Below are 18,158 nucleotides of genomic sequence, written 5' to 3' on the forward strand. Positions count from 1 at the left end.
CTTTTTTTGTGTGTAAAAATATATTAACATTCGGCTAATAAGTGGACTCAAATCCTTAATAAGTGGACTCAAATTTTATCAACCTTATTATAATATGTCCGTAAGATTATAATAGAGAGGGGGTATTTTATGAGAAATACAAAACAAATGCAAAGGATAAAAAAACTATTATGTCTTACAGTTATGTTATCTATGAGTGCGCAAATGTCTTTAAGTTTTGCGCAAACACCTAGTAATATCAATAAAGATGATATTAACGAGGGTATAGCTAATTTAAAGTATAATAGAAATGAGGTTCTAGCTACAAAAGGTGATAGCATAGAAAATGTAGTTCCAAGAGAAGGAGTAGAATCTAATGGAAAATTTACAGTGATTGAGAGAAAGAAAAAATCTCTTACAACATCACCAGTAGATATTTCTATAATAGACTCAGTAACAGACCGTGCATATCCAGGAGCATTACAACTTGCAGATAACTCTTTCGTAGAGAATAGACCAAGTTTATTAATGTGTAAAAGAGAACCTATAGATATTAGTATAGATCTACCGGGTATGAAGAAAGAAAATACAATAAAAGTAGATAATCCTACATATGGTAACGTGTCTGGAGCTGTAGATGAATTAGTATCTAACTGGAGTGAAAAAAATTCATCAACACATACTTTACCTGCAAGAACACAATACGTAGAATCTATGGTATATAGCAAATCTCAAATAGCAAGTGCATTAAATGTTAATGCAAAAGTCATAGATAATTCATTAGGAATAGATTTTAATGCTATTGCAAGTGGAGAGAAGAAAGTTATGGTTGCTGCATATAAGCAAATATTTTACACTGTAAGTGCACAACTACCAAACAATCCTGCAGACCTTTTTGATCAAAATGTAACTTTCAAAGAATTAGCAAGAAAAGGTGTAAGTAATGATACGCCACCTCTTATGGTATCTAATGTAGCCTATGGTAGAACTATATATGTAAAATTAGAGACAACATCAAAGAATAAGGATGTACAATCTGCATTCAAAGCTTTAATAAAAAATAATAATGTAGAATCTAAGGTAGAGTATAAAGATATATTTGAAAATAGTTCATTTACTGCTGTAGTATTAGGTGGAGATTCTAAAGAACACAATAAAATTATAACAAAAGACTTTGATGAAATAAGAAATGTACTTAAAGAAAATGCTGAGTTTAGTTTAAAAAATCCGGCATACCCAATTTCATATACAAGTGTATTCCTAAAAGATAACTCAGTAGCTGCTGTTCATAATAAGACTGATTATATAGAAACTACTTCTACAGAATACTCTAAAGGAAGAATAAATCTTGACCATAGTGGAGCATATGTTGCTCAGTTCTGTGTATCATGGGATGAAGTTACATATGATAAAGACGGTAAAGAAATATTAACTCATAAGACATGGGATGGAAACTATAGAGATAAAACAGCTCATTTTTCTACAGTTATACCCCTTAAACCTAATGTAAAAAATATAAAAGTTTTAGCTAGAGAGTGTACAGGTCTTGCTTGGGAATGGTGGAGAACAGTAATTGATGAAGATAATATGCCATTAGCAAACAATATAAATGTTTCAATTTGGGGAACAACATTATACCCAAGAACAGAAGTAACTTATCAATAAGATTAGTAAATACTAATATGGTTTTATAAAAGTTAATATAATATTATTTATGAAAATATACATTAGATTTAAATTTAATAAATTTTGAATCTGATGTATATTTTTTATATATGTGGAAATAATTATAATGTAAAACTTAATAGAAACAAATGAATTACTCAATCTCCCCCATTTTATAAGGCCTCTATCCCCCATAGAGGTCTTATTTTTTATGTAGTATATAAAATAAATGAGGTTCAAATTTTATTATATTGGGTAAAATATGTAAAAATATTTTATTAAATATAAAAGATATTAATATAAAAATTATTTAAGAATTATATAATTAAAAACATTAAATACATAATAGATATGGTATAATGATATTTATAAGGAACGAATGTTCGAAAAAGGAGTGAGAGTTTTGGATTTTGACTTAAAATCAGATTTTAAACCAACGGGAGACCAACCCCAAGCTATAAAGTCAATTGTCACGGCTATAAACAACGATGAGAAGTTTTCAACAGTATTAGGGGTTACTGGTTCGGGAAAAACTTTTACAATGGCTAATATTATACAAGAAGTTAAAAAACCTACATTAATACTAGCTCACAATAAGACATTAGCGGCACAGTTATATAGTGAGTTTAAAGAATTTTTCCCAAATAATGCAGTTGAATATTTTGTAAGTTACTATGATTACTATCAACCAGAAGCTTACGTTGCACATAGTGATACATATATTGAAAAAGATGCAAGTATAAATGATGAAATAGATAAGTTAAGACATTCAGCAACAGCATCAATTTTAGAAAGAAAAGATGTAATAATAATATCATCAGTATCATGTATATACGGTTTAGGGGATCCAGAAGACTATAAAAAACTTATGGTATCTTTAAGACCAGGTATGGAAAAGGATAGAGATGATATTATTAAACAATTAATTGAGATACAATACGAAAGAAATGATATAAATTTTACAAGAGGTACATTTAGGGTTAGGGGAGATATATTAGAAATATTCCCCGCTAGTAACGATGAAAGAGCTATAAGAATAGAGTTCTTTGGAGATGAGATAGACAGAATAACTGAAATAGATTATGTTACAGGTAAAATAGCAGGGGTTAGAAATCATGTGGTGATATTCCCTGCATCTCACTATGTAACAACTCCAGAGAGAGTAGAAAAAGCAGTTATTGCAATAGAAGAAGAATTAGAAGATAGAATAAACTATTTTAAAGAAAATGATAAATTATTAGAAGCTCAAAGAATAGATCAAAGAACTAAATATGATGTAGAGATGTTAAAAGAAATAGGGTTCTGCCAGGGTATAGAGAACTACTCAAGACATATAACTGGTAGGAAGGCTGGAGAAAAGCCATATACATTAATGGATTTCTTCCCAGATGACTACTTAATAATAGTTGACGAGTCTCATGTAACTATACCACAGGTCAGAGGAATGTACGCAGGTGACAAATCAAGAAAAGGATCACTTATAGATAATGGATTTAGATTACCCTCAGCTTATGATAATAGACCACTAAACTTTAGTGAGTTTGAAGAAAATATTAATCAAATTCTATTTGTAACAGCAACACCTGGTCCTTATGAAATTGAACATTCAACTACAATAGCAGAGCAAATAATAAGACCAACAGGATTATTAGATCCTATAATTGAGGTTAGGCCTATAAATAATCAAATAGATAATTTAGTAGGTGAAATAAACCAAATAATTAAAAAGAAAGAAAGAGTATTAATAACTACTTTAACTAAAAAGATGAGTGAAGACTTAACTAACTATTTAAAAGAAATAGGTATAAAGGTTAAATATTTACACTCAGATATAGATACATTAGAAAGAGTGGAAATAATAAGAGATTTAAGATTAGGTAAATTTGATGTACTAGTAGGTATAAACTTACTAAGAGAAGGTCTAGATATACCTGAAGTTTCTCTTGTAGCAATATTAGATGCAGATAAAGAAGGATTCTTACGTTCGGAAACATCTTTAATACAAACTGTAGGTAGAGCTGCTAGAAACTCAGAAGGTAAAGTTATAATGTATGCTGATAAGATAACTAGATCGATGGAAAGTGCAATAGAAGAAACAAAAAGAAGAAGAGAAATACAAACGCTATATAATGAAGAACATGGAATAACACCGACTACTATTAAAAAAGGTGTAAGGAATGCTATAGAAGCAACTGTAGTTGCAGATGAAGAAGTTATCTATGGAATTAAAGAAAGTGATGATATAGAAGAAATAAGAAATAATATAGCTAGTTTACAAGCTGAAATGATGGAAGCTGCACAAAACCTACAATTTGAAAGAGCAGCTGAACTTAGAGATAAAATAAAACAGCTAGAGGAAAGGATACAAGAATAAATGGAAGATAAAATCATAATAAAAGGTGCCAAAGAGCATAACTTAAAAAATGTAAATTTAGAACTTCCTAGAAATAAATTTATAGTTTTTACAGGATTATCGGGATCTGGTAAATCTTCTTTAGCTTTTGACACTATATATGCAGAAGGTCAGAGAAGATATGTAGAGAGTTTATCTGCATATGCTAGACAATTTTTAGGACAAATGGAAAAGCCAAATGTAGAATACATAGAAGGATTATCGCCAGCTATATCAATAGATCAAAAAACTACTTCTAAAAATCCTCGTTCTACAGTAGGTACAGTTACAGAAATATATGATTATTTAAGACTATTATTTGCAAGAGTAGGGGAAGTTCATTGTTCTGTTTGCGGAGAAAAAATTAGCCAAATGACAGTTCAAGAAATAGTAGATAAAATGATGAATTTTCCAGAAAGAACAAAACTTCAAATATTATCTCCTGTAATCAGAGGTCAAAAAGGAACTCACAAAAAAGTATTAGATAATATAAAAAAAGAGGGATTTGTAAGAGTTAGAGTAAATGGAGAAAACTATGAAGTTACTGATGACATAGAATTAAGCAAAAATAAAAAACACAGCATAGAAGTTGTTGTAGATAGAATAGTAATTAAAGATGGCATAGAAGCTAGACTTGCAGACTCTATAGAAACAGCTATAAAGTTATCAGATGGACTTGTAATAGCTCAAATAATAGATGGTGAAGAAATACTTTATTCAACTAAATTTGCTTGTCCAGAACATGGTGTAGGAATTGAAGAATTATCTCCTAGAATGTTCTCATTTAATAGTCCATTTGGAGCATGTGATACTTGTAATGGTCTTGGAGAAAGTAGAGAAGTTGATCCTGATTTAGTTGTTCCAAATAAAGAGCTATCTATAAAACAAGGTGCAATAGCTGCATGGGGTTCAGTTGGAGCAAATGATGACACCTATTATAGTAAAATGGTACAAAGTTTAGCTGATAAATTTGGCGTATCTATAAATACTCCATTTAAAGATTTACCAGAAGATTTTGTAGAGGAACTACTTTATGGAAAAGATAATGTGATAGTAGAGTTTATATTTGAATCTAAATTTGGAGGAAGAAGACAATATAAAGCACCATTTGAAGGCGTAATAGTAAATTTAGAAAGAAGATATAGAGAAACAAATTCGGAATATTCTAGAGAAAAAATAGAAGAATATATGGCGGAAACACCTTGCCCAAAATGTAAGGGAGCAAGACTTAAAAAAGAAGTACTATCTGTATTAGTAGATGGGAAAAATATAATGGATGTGACAGATTTCTCTGTTAATGATCTTATAGAATTTATGGAGAATATAGATTTAACTGAAAAGCAAAAATTTATAGCTCATGAAATATTAAAAGAAATAAAAGGAAGAGCATCATTTTTAAGAGATGTTGGACTAGATTATTTAAATTTATCAAGAAAAGCAGGAACATTATCTGGTGGAGAAGCTCAACGTATAAGACTTGCAACTCAAATAGGATCAGCTCTTGTCGGAGTATTATATGTTCTTGATGAGCCAAGTATAGGTCTACACCAAAGAGATAATGATAGACTTATAGGAACTTTAAGACATTTAACTGATATAGGAAATACTCTTATAGTTGTAGAACACGATGAAGATACTATGAGAGAAGCTGATTATGTAGTAGATATTGGTCCTGGGGCTGGAGTTCATGGTGGAGAAATAGTTGCACAAGGAACTTTGGAAGAAATATTAGAAGATGAAGACTCAATAACAGGTCAATATTTAAGTGGTAAAAAGCAAATTTTAATACCAGAACAAACCAGAGAAGGTAATGGACAATTTATAGAGATAGTTAAAGCTACTGAAAACAACTTAAAGAACTTAAGTGTAAAATTACCTATGGGTAAATTTACTTGTATAACAGGTGTTTCAGGTTCGGGAAAAAGTACATTAATAAACGATATACTATATAAAGGTGTAGCAGGTAAGATAAACAAACTTAGAGAAAGACCTGGTAAACATAAAGAAATTAAGGGAATTGAAAATATAGATAAAATAATAAATATAGACCAAAGTCCAATAGGTAGAACTCCTCGTTCAAATCCAGCTACTTATACTGGAGTATTTGATATGATAAGAGATTTATTTGCAGCAACTAACGAGGCAAAAGCTAGAGGATATAAAAAAGGAAGATTTAGTTTTAATGTTAAAGGTGGAAGATGTGAAGCATGTAAGGGTGATGGTATAATAAAAATAGAAATGCACTTCCTTCCAGATGTTTATGTTCCTTGTGAGGTTTGTAAAGGAGAAAGATATAATAGAGAAACTTTACAAGTTAAATATAAGGACAAGACTATTTCAGATATATTAGATATGAACGTAGAAGAGGCTCTTAAATTCTTTGAAAACATACCTAATATAAAAAGAAAGTTAGAAACATTAATAGACGTAGGTCTTTCATATATTAAGTTAGGACAGCCTTCAACTCAATTATCAGGAGGAGAAGCTCAAAGAATAAAACTAGCTACAGAATTAAGTAAAAGACCAACAGGAAAAACTTTATACATCTTAGATGAACCTACAACAGGTTTACATATGGCAGATGTAGATAAGCTAATTCATGTATTACAAAGATTAGCTGATACAGGAAATAGTATAGTAGTAATAGAGCATAATCTAGATGTTATAAAAACATGTGATTATATAATAGACTTAGGGCCAGAAGGTGGATATAGAGGTGGAGAAATAGTAGCAACTGGAACTCCAAAAGAAGTATCAAAAGTAGAGGGTTCATATACAGGAATGTTCTTAAGAAAATATTTTGAATAAAAAATTCGCTTCGACCATATCGCTCAAATAATTCGTCCACACGTGGCTCAAACGACCTACAAACTTAAACTTAAATAATAGAAAAGACTATCTCAAATTAAGAGATAGTCTTTTTTATATATAATTAAAATTAAAATCTAAATCGTATTTCCATTTGCAACTAATTCTTTTTCATATTCAACTAATTCTGATTTAGAAGCGTATATGAAATGTCCTGGTCTTATTTCAACCCACTGCGGACTTTCCTTAGAATAATCATGCATATTAGGGTCATACTTTATACGAACTCTATCCTTTTCATAATCAGGATCAGGAAGAGGTATAGCCGATAGTAATGATTTAGTATATGGATGAAGAGGATGTTCATATAATTCATCAGCAGTAGTTAATTCAACTAACTTACCACGATGCATAACACCTATTCTATCACTTATATATTTAACCATTGAAAGGTCATGAGCAATAAATAAATAAGTAAGACCATTTTCTTTTTGTAACTTTCTAAGAAGGTTAACAACTTGAGCTTGAATAGAAACATCAAGGGCAGATATAGGCTCATCTGCAATTATAAACTTTGGTTCTATAGCTAAAGCACGAGCAATACCAATACGTTGTCTTTGACCACCAGAGAATTCATGAGGATATCTACTAGCATGTTGTTCGTTAAGACCAACAGTTCTTAAAAGTTCATAAACTTTATCTCTTCTTTCTTCTTTATTTTTACATAGACCATGAATATCTAAACCTTCAGCAATTATATCACTTACAGTCATACGAGGATTTAGACATGCCATAGGGTCTTGGAAAATCATTTGCATATTTTTATTTACATGATTTTTTTCATCTTTTTTTAATTTCTTAGAAGATATATTTTTCCCGTCAAATATAACTTCTCCACCAGTTGGGTCGTAAAGACGGATTATAGTTCTACCTGTAGTAGATTTTCCAGAACCAGATTCTCCAACTAATCCAAATGTTTCGCCTTCATATATATGAAAGCTTATATTATCAACTGCTTTAACAGTAGTATTTTTGTCAATTCTAAAGTATTGTTTTAAATTTTTAACTTCAAGTAATTTATTTCTACTCATCTATAGACACCTTCTTTCTTGATACATTGATAGGTTTCTCTGTTTTCTTAGCTAAAGGATGCAAAAGCCAAGTAGCAGCATAGTGAGTATCAGAAACTTTAAACATAGGTGGCTCAGCTAAACCATCTATCTTAAGCGCAAAGTCACTACGAAGAGAGAAGGCATCGCCTTTAGGTGGATGCATTAAATCTGGAGGAGTTCCAGGTATATTATATAAATCATTATCTCCTATATCTAGAGTTGGCATTGATCCTAAAAGACCCCAAGTATATGGATGTTGAGGATTATAGAATATATCACTAGATGTTCCGTATTCTACAATTTTACCAGCATACATAACTGCAACTCTATCAGCCATATTAGCAACAACCCCAAGGTCGTGAGTAATAAATATAAGAGCAGCCTCAGTTTTTTCTTGAAGGTCCTTCATAAGTTCTAGTATTTGAGCTTGTATAGTAACATCTAATGCAGTTGTAGGCTCATCTGCTATTAATACTTTAGGGTTACAAGCTAAAGATATAGCTATTACTATACGCTGTCTCATACCGCCAGAAAACTGATGTGGATATTGTTTAAATCTTTTCTCTGGTTCAGATATACCGACTAAATCTATAAGTTCTATAGCTTTTGTCTTAGCTTCATCTTTACCAAGGCCTTGGTGTTTTACAATACCTTCCATTATTTGCTTTCCTATAGTCATAGTAGGATTTAGAGAAGTCATAGGATCTTGGAATATCATTGCTATATCTTTACCCCTTAATTTTTCCATTTCACTTTCGCTAAGTTTAGTTAAATCTTTTCCATCAAATAATATTTCGCCATCTTTTATATAACCATTTGCAGATAAAATTCTCATGATAGTTTTACAAGCAACAGATTTACCTGAACCAGATTCTCCAACTATGGCTAAAGTTTCGCCTTTATGTAAATCAAATGTGACACCTCTAACGGCTTGAACTTCACCACCATAAGTGTTGAAATTAACACATAAGTTTTTAACTTCTAATAATTTTTCCAATTTACTCATCTCCCTTACTAATTATTGATTACGCATCTTAGGGTCAACTGCATCTCTTAAACCATCAGCTAATAAATTAAGAGCAAATATTAATGAACATACTACAATTGATGGTATGAACATCATATATGGATAATTTTGCAATGCTTTGAATCCTTCGTTTATTAATACACCAAGTGATGCATCAGGTGGCTGAAGACCTAATCCTATAAAGCTTAAAAATGCTTCATAAAATATTGCCTGAGGTAGTGTAAACATAATCATTACTACAATAGGACCTATAACGTTAGGGAAAAGATGCTTAAGAATAAGCCTAAAATCAGAAGAACCTAAAGTTTTAGAAGCTAATACAAATTCTTGGTTTTTAAGTCTAAGTACATGTGAACGAACAACCCTAGCCATACCAGTCCATCCAGATACAGCCATTGCTAAAGAAATAGAGAATATACCAGGATCAAATACCATTATGAAAAGTGTGACAATAACTAATTGAGGAATACCTGTGATTATTTCAATTATACGTTGCATAACAATATCGACTTTTCCGCCATAGTAAGCAGAGATACCTCCGTAAGTAACACCTATAAGTAAATCAAATACAGCTGCTAACACTGCTATGAATAAAGAAACTCTGGCACCAGTCCAAGTACGAGTCCATATATCACGGCCAAGTGCATCTGTACCAAATAAATAATTCTCTTTTATATTTTTTTCTGCATATACATCAACGCCTTTTGAATCTTTACCATCCATTATACCTAAAGAAGATACAATAGGCATTTTAGGTGGTATTTTAACGTGTCTTAAATTCTGAGATTTATAATCATATTTAGAAAACATAGGAGCAAATATAGCCATTAAGACAATGCTTATAAGGATAAGCAATCCTACTACAGCTCCTTTATTTTTAAATAATCTTTTTCGAGCATCTTGCCAGAAAGTTAGACTTTCTCTAGTAATAGCCTCATTATCACCTGTCTGTACAGGAGTAGGCTCAAATAAATCTGCTGTTAATTTTACTTCTTGACCATCAATTATTACTTTATCAACCATTTTATTTACCTCCTGCCAAACGAATTCTTGGATCTATTACGCCGTAAAGGACATCAACTATTAAAATAACTGCTATATAAAAAGCACTATAAAGTATAGCAACTCCTGAAATTATAAATAAATCATTAATAGATATAGCAGTGACTAATAAATCACCTATACCAGGAACAGCAAAAACCTTCTCTACAACTAAAGAACCAGTAAGTAGACCTGCAGCTAAAGGTCCTAAAATAGTTATAACAGGTATTAAGGCATTTCTAAGAGCGTGCTTTAAAATAACAGTAGATTTTTTTAATCCTTTTGCCTTAGCTGTAACTATGTAGTCAGCATTTAATACTTCAACAAGCTCTGTTCTAGTAAAACGAGCTACACTTGATATTGTAAAGAATGAAAGTGCAATAGATGGAAGTATAGTCCAGACATATCTGAAATCTGATCCTAAAGGAACTCCCCAAGTTATAGGTAGTATTTTAAATTTACTTGCGACATATAATTGGAGTGTAGCTGCAAACACAAAGGATGGAACAGAAACCCCTATTACTGAAAGGATGGTACAAGTATAATCCCAAATAGTATTTCTTTTAAGTGCAGCAATAATTCCAAGTGCTAATCCTACGAAAGTACCTAAAACTAAAGATTGAGCTCCAAGTAAAGCAGAAGGACCTATACGACTAGCTATAATATCTTCAACCTTTTTGTTAGCTTGCTTGAAAGAAGTACCAAGATCACCTTTGAATACACCTGTTAGGTATCTTACATATTGAACAGGAACGGGATCGTCTAAACCATAAGTAGCTTCCAATCTAGCAATTTGTTGAGGATTTAACTTTTGCTCATTAAATGGACTACCTGGAAGAAGCCTTACTAAGAAAAAAGTAACTGATATAACTACAAATAAAGTGACAAACATATATGCAATACGTTTCAATATATAGCGAAACACCGCTATCCCCCCTTTTTTATTTTTTTACTAAAACCACGAATATTGAGTGATATAAACTCTTAGAATAATAACTTATATAGTTTTATATGTTTATGATATGACAATAAAACTTATACCAATAGAAGTGATTGATATTAATAGACCAGATATTAATAAACTATTTGTAAGGTGAAAGCTATTTTGCCTACAAATATAATCTTCGATTGTTATGTTATTATCCTCTGGTAATATTCCCTTTCTTCTTTGAAACTGTTGACTTATTTTATTAAAGGAGAAAAGTGTAATATTAAAGAATCCTTTTTCCCAAACGAAACACAATAATCCGAAAAGGAAATAAATCATTCCTACAATAAACGCGCAATTTAGAAATGAATATGTACTAAATTTGTTGATAATTGAATATAATATACTAACAATAGCGTCAATTGCAAGAAGATGTAATACGTTTTTCATATTGAACCGCCTTTCGAAATTATTTATTATTCTAATTGTAGTACCATAATAAAGTATTTTCAAGTTTAAATTAATATTTTTGTATAAAAAAATTTTTTTGATTAAAAAAATCAGAAAATTTAAAAAACAAATGATTTTTCTTCAAACATGTTATATAATAAATTTTAAACATATGAGTTTATTTATAAAAAGGTATATGGGAGGGTGATAGTTATGTTTTTAAAAAGAAAAATATCAGTGCTGGCAACAATAGCACTAGTAAGTTCAAGCTTACTTGTTGGATGTAGTAGTTCTAAAGGTGGAGGAGAAGCTAGTTCAGAAGAAGTTCTTGCAAATAAGAATGCAAGAAATGCGATAGCAATGGCTATAGATAAGCAGGCTTTATGTGATGTTATATTAAATAATGGATCAACTCCATCAAACACATTTACATCATCTAACTTAGCCTTCGATAACGGAAAAGATTATGCAGAACTTACTAAGGATATGGGTATGGCATATGATGAAGACAAAGCTAAGGAAGCATGGAAAAAAGCTAAAGAAGAGGTTGGGTTTGATACAGTTACACTTGAGTTATTAACATTTGATCATGACTCAGGAAAAAGAACAGGGGAATTTGTTCAAGGAGAATTAAGTGATGCATTAGAAGGATTAACTGTAGAAGTTAAAAATCTTCCATTTAAACAAAAGCTAGCAGAAGAGACTGCTGGAAACTTTGATTTAGCTTATTCAGGATGGGGAGCAGATTATCCAGACCCATTAACATTCTTAGTAACAATGCAAAGTGGAAATCAATTCTCTAAGCAAGTTGGATATAATAGTGATGAATTTAATAAATTAGTAGATGAAGCTACAAAGGCAGACAGTACTACTGATGCTTATAAAAAATACGCAGAAGCAGAAAAACTTATGTTGGAAGATGGATTCTTAGCTCCAATACAACAAAAAGGAAGAACTTATTTAGAGAAACCTTATGTTTCAGGAATAATAAATTATTCTTGGGGACCTGATTATGACTATAGACATGCAGATGTAGATAAGCCAGAAAAAGTTCTTAATATAGATATAACTTCAGATATACCTACAATGGATCCAAGTAAAGCAACAGACGTTTCATCTTTCACAGTTATGAATAACACTATGGAGGGATTAACTAGAATAGATAAAGATGGTAAAGTTGAACCAGGAGTAGCAGAGTCTTGGGAGGTTTCTGAAGATGGATTAACTTGGACTTTCAAACTAAGAAAAGATTCTAAATGGTCAAATGGAGAGCCTGTAACAGCTAAAGACTTTGAGTATTCTTGGAAGAGAACATTAAACCCTGAAACAGCATCTGAGTATGGATACATAATGAATGATATAGCAGGAGCTCCAGAAGCAACTGATAAAGGTTCAGAAGGTGTAGGAGTTAAAGCTGTTGATGATCATACTTTAGAGGTTAAATTAAACAGAAAAGTTTCTTACTTCCCTGAATTAGTATCATTCCAAGTATTCTACCCTCAAAATCAAAAATTTGTTGAGGCTCAAGGAGAAAAATATGGTACTACAGCAGAAACTCAACTATACAATGGACCATTTACTTTAACAAGTTGGAAAGTAGAAGACCAATATACTATGACTAAAAACCCTGGATATTGGAATAAAAATATAATCAAATTAGATACTATAAATACTAAAGTAGTTAAAGAGACTAGTGCTTCAGTTAACTTATATGAAGATGGTCAAATAGATAGATGTCTATTAGATTCTGACTATGTTGATAAATATAAAGATAGCAAAGAAATACACAACTACGGCCAAGCGTCTACATTCTTCTTACAAGTAAATGGTGGTAGAGGTGCTTCTAAATAAATTAAATATTTACATTTATAATGCATTTCAAGTAGTTCGATAATAAGCTACTTTAAAGATATTTAAAAGTAAATTTATTGCTTATAATAAAGCGTAGATATAAATCAGTTTTAACTGTTTTATATCTACGCTTTTATTTTTGATAAAATAATCTATGGGAATAATTTATTCTTTTAGGGTATAATTCTAATATGAAAATATAAACGTCGGAGGTAATAAATTGTTTGACATACAGGATCATTTAAAGAAACTTCCAGCTGAGCCTGGTGTGTATTTAATGAAAGATAAATTTGATAATATTATATATGTAGGAAAGGCTATATCTTTAAAAAATAGAGTAAGACAATACTTTCAATCATCGAAAAATCATCCTTCAAAAGTAAAATCTATGGTTAAAAATATATATAAATTTGAGTACATTATTACAGATTCAGAACTAGAAGCACTAATATTAGAATGTAATCTAATTAAACAATATAGGCCGAAGTATAATGTTTTATTAAGGGATGATAAAACATATCCATATATTAAAGTAACAACTAATGAGGACTATCCTAGGATATTAAAAGTTAGAAAAGTGCTAAAGGATAAGGCAAGGTATTTTGGTCCGTATACAAATACAACAGCAGTTAATGATACATTAGAAATAATAAGAAATACTTATCCAATAAGGACATGTAATATAGACATAGATAGAGCTATAAAAAACAAAGTAAGACCATGCTTAAATATGCATATAAAAAAATGTGTTGGTCCATGCACAGGAATTGTTACAAAAGAAGAATACAGTAAAATGATAGAGGAAATAATACTATTTTTATCTGGAAAAGAAGAAAAATTAATAGAGTTATTAAAAGACAAAATGAATAAATGTGCTATGGATTTTAATTTTGAAGATGCAGCTATATATAGAGATAAAATTAGAAGTCTAGAAGAAATGATGCAAAAACAAAAGATAGACGCTACTACCTCAGATTTAAATCAAGATGTAATTGCCATGGCTAGAGCTCATGATGAAGCTTGCGTTCAAGTATTCTTTGTTAGAAATGGTAAAATAGTAGGTAGAGAACACTTTATATTAGAAGGTGTAATGGATAGCCCAAGAGAGTCTATATTAGGATCATTTGTTAAGCAATTCTATATGGAACAAGAATACATACCAAAGGAATTAATAGTAGAAGACGAAATAGAAGATAGCTTTATATTAGAAGAGTGGTTATCGGCTAAAAAAGGTCAAAAGGTAATAATAAGGGTACCTCAAAAGGGTGAAAAGAAAAATCTTGTTGAAATGGTAAGGAAAAATGCAGTAGAGTATTTAGAAAAATTCTCTGATATGAATAAAAGAAAGTATGAAAAAAGTATAGGTGCATTAGAAGAATTAAAACAAATACTGGATTTAGAAAGTATACCAAAAAGAATAGAATCATTTGATATTTCTAATATACAAGGAGTGGATTCAATCGGTTCTATGGTTGTATTTACAAATGGAAAAAAAGATAAAAAAGAATACCGTAGATACAAGATAAAAACTGTAATAGGGCCAAATGATTACGACTCTATGGCAGAAATAGTAGAAAGAAGATTAAAATATGGAAATTTACCTGATTTAATACTATTAGATGGGGGAAAAGGTCAAGTAAGCTCTGTTAAAAAGGTTTTAGACTTATATAATGTAGAAATTCCTCTATGGGGAATGTATAAAGATGATAAACATAGAACGAAGGGATTAATTTCCCAGGAAAAGGAGATAGAATTAGATAAAACATCTAATTTGTATAGATTTGTCGCAAGCATTCAAGAAGAAGTTCATAATTATGCTATAACATATCATAGAAGTCTAAGAAACAAAACTTTGACAAAATCAGTATTAGATGATATACAAGGAATAGGAGAAAAAAGAAAAAAAGCACTACTAGGTCACTTTAAGGATATAGAAGCTATAAAAAGTGCTACTTTTGAAGAATTACTAGAAGTAGAGGGGATGAATAAAGCTTCTTGCGAAAGTGTGTATAACTTCTTTAAACAGTAGGAAATTATAATTTCCTACCGCTTACCTTGAGCAACGGACCTGATTTGTAGGTCGTTGGCGAAATGAGCAAAGCGAATTTTTCAGAAAGGGATAAAGAGTATGAATTTAATCGATAAGGTATCAATAAAAGATATAATAAGAGATTTAAATTTAGAAGTAGTTTATATGCCTGAAAATAAGGATTACTATGTATATTCTCAGGATATAAATAGGCCAGGGTTACAATTTGCTGGGTATTTTGAATACTTTGCATATGACAGAATACAAATAGTAGGTAAGACAGAGTATAATTTTTTTAGTTATATCGATGATGAAACAAGAGAAAATGTTCTAGATAAATTTTTCTCACATGAAATTCCCGCATTGATAGTATCTAGGGAATTAGAAGTAAAGCCAGATGTTATAAAGTATGCAAAAAAATACAATAGAGTAGTTTTAAGCACACAAAGAAATACTACAAGGCTTATAAATAGGCTATCAAATTATCTAGACGATAGGTTGGCTCCCTACACAACCTTACATGGGGTTTTAGTGGATGTATATGGAATCGGAGTATTAATAAAGGGTGAGAGTAGCATAGGTAAATCAGAAACAGCATTGGAGTTAATCCAAAGAGGTCATAGATTAATCGCTGATGATGCCGTAGAAATAAGAAAGCTAGATGAGAGCATACTTTCTGGTCGATCTCCTGAACTTCTTAAACATTTCTTAGAAATAAGAGGTATAGGAATAATAGATGTAAGAAGTTTATATGGGGTAGGAGCAGTTAAGAATTCTAAGACTATAGATTTAGTAGTTCATTTAGAAGGATGGGATGAAGGTAAATACTATGATAGACTTGGATTAGATAAAGAGTATGAAGAAATACTAGGTATAAAAGTTGAAAAATTAGTTGTACCAGTTAAACCTGGTAGAAATACAGCAATGATACTTGAGGTGGCAGCTATGAACTTTAGACAAAAAGGTATGGGGTATGATGCAGCTCAAGAGTTTACAAAGAAGTTATCTAATTTAATAGACTCTAAATAATAAAAAAGGGTTGGCATTAGCCAATCCTTTTTTATATAAATAATTTTAGATTACTCACAAGTAGACTCTGCTAATTTACTACAATTACATGAATTAGATTCTTCATATACTGCGCTTTTATCAAAATAATAAGTATGAAGATATTTATGGGCAATCTCACTATAAGGTTCTTCTAAGAAATTATTATATAAAGCAACAATAGATGGATTTTCATGAGATTTACGAAGCCTTTTACTGCTATCTATAGCATATAATGCGTTAGAACGTTTTTTAACTATATCATAGTCTCCTAAATGGTAAGGTTGACCAGCGCCACCTATACATCCTCCAGGGCAAGCCATTATTTCTATAATATGATACTTAGAATTTCCTAAAGCAACTTCGTCCATAACCTTTCTAGCGTTGCCAAGACTGTTAGCTACACAAACATTTACTATTGTGCCATCTATATTTATACTAGCTTCCTTTATACCTTCTAGTCCTCTTACAGAATTAAAATTAACATCAGTTAATTCTTTGTCTGTTACCCACTCATATGCAGTACGAAGAGCAGCTTCTAAAACACCACCAGAAGTTCCAAATAAATCAGCAGCACCACTAGATTGACCTAGAGGATTATCAAATTCTTCTTCCTCAAGGCTAGCTAAATCTATACCGGCTTCCTTTATCATCTTAGCTAATTCTCTAGTAGTAATAACTATATCTACATCAAGAACATTATCTTGACCTAGTTCATGTCTTGCACATTCATATTTTTTAGCTACACAAGGCATTATAGATACTACAGATATATTTTCTGGAGCTATATTTAATACTTTAGGGCCGTAATAATTTTTAGCTATAGATCCAAACATTTCCTGAGGTGATTTACAGCTAGAAGTTAAGTTTAGAAGTTGAGGATAATTATGTTCAATGAAGTTTACCCATGCAGGACAGCAACTTGTTAGTATTGGAAGGTTATGATTTTCTTTCAAACGGTGTAAAAACTCAGAAGCTTCTTCTAAAATTGTAAGGTCAGCTGCAAAGTTAGTGTCAAATACGTGCTTAAATCCTAGAGATCTTATAGCAGCAACCATTTTTCCTGTGGATATAGACCCAGGTTCTAAACCAAATTCTTCACCAATAGCAACCCTTACTGCAGGGGCCACCTGAACAACGACAACTTTTTGAGTTTGATTTAATATATCCCATGCAGTAGAAACATTATTAACTTCAGTCAAAGCTCCTGTTGGACAGACTGCTATACATTGGCCACAGAATGTACACTCAGTATTGCATAGTTCAGTATTGAAAAATGTTCCAACTTGCGTGTTAAAACCACGGTTAACTCCAGAAAGTACTCCTACAGTTTGTATCTCATTGCACATTGTTTCACATCTTCTACATAAAATACATTTATTATAATCTTTTACTATTGATTTTGATGATGTATCCATAGGAGCGTAAGACATTTCACCTTCAAATTTTATATCTCTTATTCCTAAGTCAGAAGCTATATTTTGTAATTCACAATTTCCATTCTTATCACAAGACAAGCAATCTTTAGGATGGTCTGATAGTAGTAGTTCTACAACATTTTTACGAGCTTTTAAGGCTTCATTAGTATTAGTTTTAACATTCATACCTTCTTTAACAAGAGTTCCACAAGCTGGGACTAAACCTCTACCTGCACTTACCATACATATACGACAAGATGCGCATTGATTAACCATATTTATTTCATCCATGTGTAAATGGCAAAGGTTAGGTATTTTAACATTTACTTGTTTAGCAGCTTCTAATATAGTGGTACCTTTAGGAACTGAAACAGACTTACCATTTATAGTTAAATTAACTAAACTCATTAA

12 protein-coding genes are annotated in these 18,158 nt (G+C 31.0%); 6 read left to right on the plus strand and 6 right to left on the minus strand.

Annotated elements, in window-relative coordinates; all coding sequences use genetic code 11:
• Nucleotides 1-129 precede the first annotated feature (129 nt).
• From BN899_RS12580 to uvrA, 3 genes are all read left to right on the plus strand, one after another.
• Nucleotides 130-1,644, plus strand: a complete 1,515-nt coding sequence (locus BN899_RS12580) for a thiol-activated cytolysin family protein (protein ID WP_278244988.1) — start codon at nucleotides 130-132, stop codon at nucleotides 1,642-1,644.
• A 379-nt stretch (nucleotides 1,645-2,023) separates the two neighbouring features.
• A complete protein-coding gene (uvrB, locus tag BN899_RS12585) occupies nucleotides 2,024-4,018 on the plus strand; it encodes an excinuclease ABC subunit UvrB (protein ID WP_042275896.1) in 1,995 nt (664 codons plus the stop codon).
• Nucleotides 4,019-6,844 (plus strand): excinuclease ABC subunit UvrA, encoded by a 2,826-nt coding sequence (uvrA, locus tag BN899_RS12590; protein ID WP_042275897.1) that lies wholly within the window; start codon nucleotides 4,019-4,021, stop codon nucleotides 6,842-6,844.
• A 137-nt stretch (nucleotides 6,845-6,981) separates the two neighbouring features.
• Here uvrA and BN899_RS12595 read toward each other — a convergent pair whose 3' ends face one another.
• The 5 genes from BN899_RS12595 to BN899_RS21005 form a co-directional block, all read right to left on the minus strand.
• The gene (locus tag BN899_RS12595) at nucleotides 6,982-7,935 is read right to left on the minus strand and encodes an ABC transporter ATP-binding protein (protein ID WP_042275900.1); all 954 of its coding nucleotides are present in this window, start codon (nucleotides 7,933-7,935) and stop codon (nucleotides 6,982-6,984) included.
• On the minus strand, nucleotides 7,928-8,953 hold the full coding sequence (locus tag BN899_RS12600) for an ABC transporter ATP-binding protein (RefSeq protein ID WP_042275902.1): 1,026 nt from the start codon (nucleotides 8,951-8,953) through the stop codon (nucleotides 7,928-7,930). Before BN899_RS12600 ends, BN899_RS12595 begins: the two co-directional genes overlap by 8 nt.
• Before the next feature lie 21 nt (nucleotides 8,954-8,974).
• On the minus strand, nucleotides 8,975-10,006 hold the full coding sequence (gene opp3C, locus BN899_RS12605; protein ID WP_042275905.1) for an oligopeptide ABC transporter permease: 1,032 nt from the start codon (nucleotides 10,004-10,006) through the stop codon (nucleotides 8,975-8,977).
• A 1-nt stretch (nucleotide 10,007) separates the two neighbouring features.
• On the minus strand, nucleotides 10,008-10,949 hold the full coding sequence (locus BN899_RS12610; protein ID WP_042275907.1) for an ABC transporter permease: 942 nt from the start codon (nucleotides 10,947-10,949) through the stop codon (nucleotides 10,008-10,010).
• Between the two features lie 90 nt (nucleotides 10,950-11,039).
• Nucleotides 11,040-11,402: a DUF3899 domain-containing protein gene (locus BN899_RS21005; protein ID WP_042275910.1), complete on the minus strand. Its 363-nt coding sequence runs from the start codon at nucleotides 11,400-11,402 to the stop codon at nucleotides 11,040-11,042.
• A 213-nt stretch (nucleotides 11,403-11,615) separates the two neighbouring features.
• Here BN899_RS21005 and BN899_RS12620 point away from each other — a divergent pair, with 213 nt between their 5' ends.
• From BN899_RS12620 to hprK, 3 genes are all read left to right on the plus strand, one after another.
• Nucleotides 11,616-13,253, plus strand: a complete 1,638-nt coding sequence (locus tag BN899_RS12620) for an ABC transporter substrate-binding protein (protein ID WP_052356849.1) — start codon at nucleotides 11,616-11,618, stop codon at nucleotides 13,251-13,253.
• Between the two features lie 220 nt (nucleotides 13,254-13,473).
• Nucleotides 13,474-15,282 carry an excinuclease ABC subunit UvrC gene (gene uvrC / locus BN899_RS12625; RefSeq protein WP_042275912.1) on the plus strand — a complete coding sequence of 603 codons (1,809 nt, stop codon included), beginning with the start codon at nucleotides 13,474-13,476 and terminating at the stop codon, nucleotides 15,280-15,282.
• A gap of 99 nt (nucleotides 15,283-15,381) precedes the next feature.
• Nucleotides 15,382-16,311: an HPr(Ser) kinase/phosphatase gene (hprK, locus tag BN899_RS12630; protein WP_147568556.1), complete on the plus strand. Its 930-nt coding sequence runs from the start codon at nucleotides 15,382-15,384 to the stop codon at nucleotides 16,309-16,311.
• 50 nt (nucleotides 16,312-16,361) lie between these two features.
• Here hprK and BN899_RS12635 read toward each other — a convergent pair whose 3' ends face one another.
• Nucleotides 16,362-18,155: an NADH-dependent [FeFe] hydrogenase, group A6 gene (locus BN899_RS12635; protein WP_042275915.1), complete on the minus strand. Its 1,794-nt coding sequence runs from the start codon at nucleotides 18,153-18,155 to the stop codon at nucleotides 16,362-16,364.
• Nucleotides 18,156-18,158 lie beyond the last annotated feature (3 nt).

This window comes from Faecalimicrobium dakarense (assembly GCF_000499525.1).
Lineage (GTDB): Bacteria > Bacillota > Clostridia > Peptostreptococcales > Peptostreptococcaceae > Faecalimicrobium > Faecalimicrobium dakarense.

Excerpts from the sequence above, each read along its gene's own strand:
- BN899_RS12580 (WP_278244988.1), top strand. The coding sequence starts at position 130 with ATGAGAAATACAAAACAAATGCAAAGGATAAAAAAACTATTATGTCTT.
- uvrB (WP_042275896.1), top strand. The coding sequence starts at position 2,024 with ATGTTCGAAAAAGGAGTGAGAGTTTTGGATTTTGACTTAAAATCAGAT.
- uvrA (WP_042275897.1), top strand. The coding sequence starts at position 4,019 with ATGGAAGATAAAATCATAATAAAAGGTGCCAAAGAGCATAACTTAAAA.
- BN899_RS12595 (WP_042275900.1), bottom strand. The coding sequence starts at position 7,935 with ATGAGTAGAAATAAATTACTTGAAGTTAAAAATTTAAAACAATACTTT.
- opp3C (WP_042275905.1), bottom strand. The coding sequence starts at position 10,006 with ATGGTTGATAAAGTAATAATTGATGGTCAAGAAGTAAAATTAACAGCA.
- BN899_RS21005 (WP_042275910.1), bottom strand. The coding sequence starts at position 11,402 with ATGAAAAACGTATTACATCTTCTTGCAATTGACGCTATTGTTAGTATA.
- BN899_RS12620 (WP_052356849.1), top strand. The coding sequence starts at position 11,616 with ATGTTTTTAAAAAGAAAAATATCAGTGCTGGCAACAATAGCACTAGTA.
- hprK (WP_147568556.1), top strand. The coding sequence starts at position 15,382 with ATGAATTTAATCGATAAGGTATCAATAAAAGATATAATAAGAGATTTA.
- BN899_RS12635 (WP_042275915.1), bottom strand. The coding sequence starts at position 18,155 with ATGAGTTTAGTTAATTTAACTATAAATGGTAAGTCTGTTTCAGTTCCT.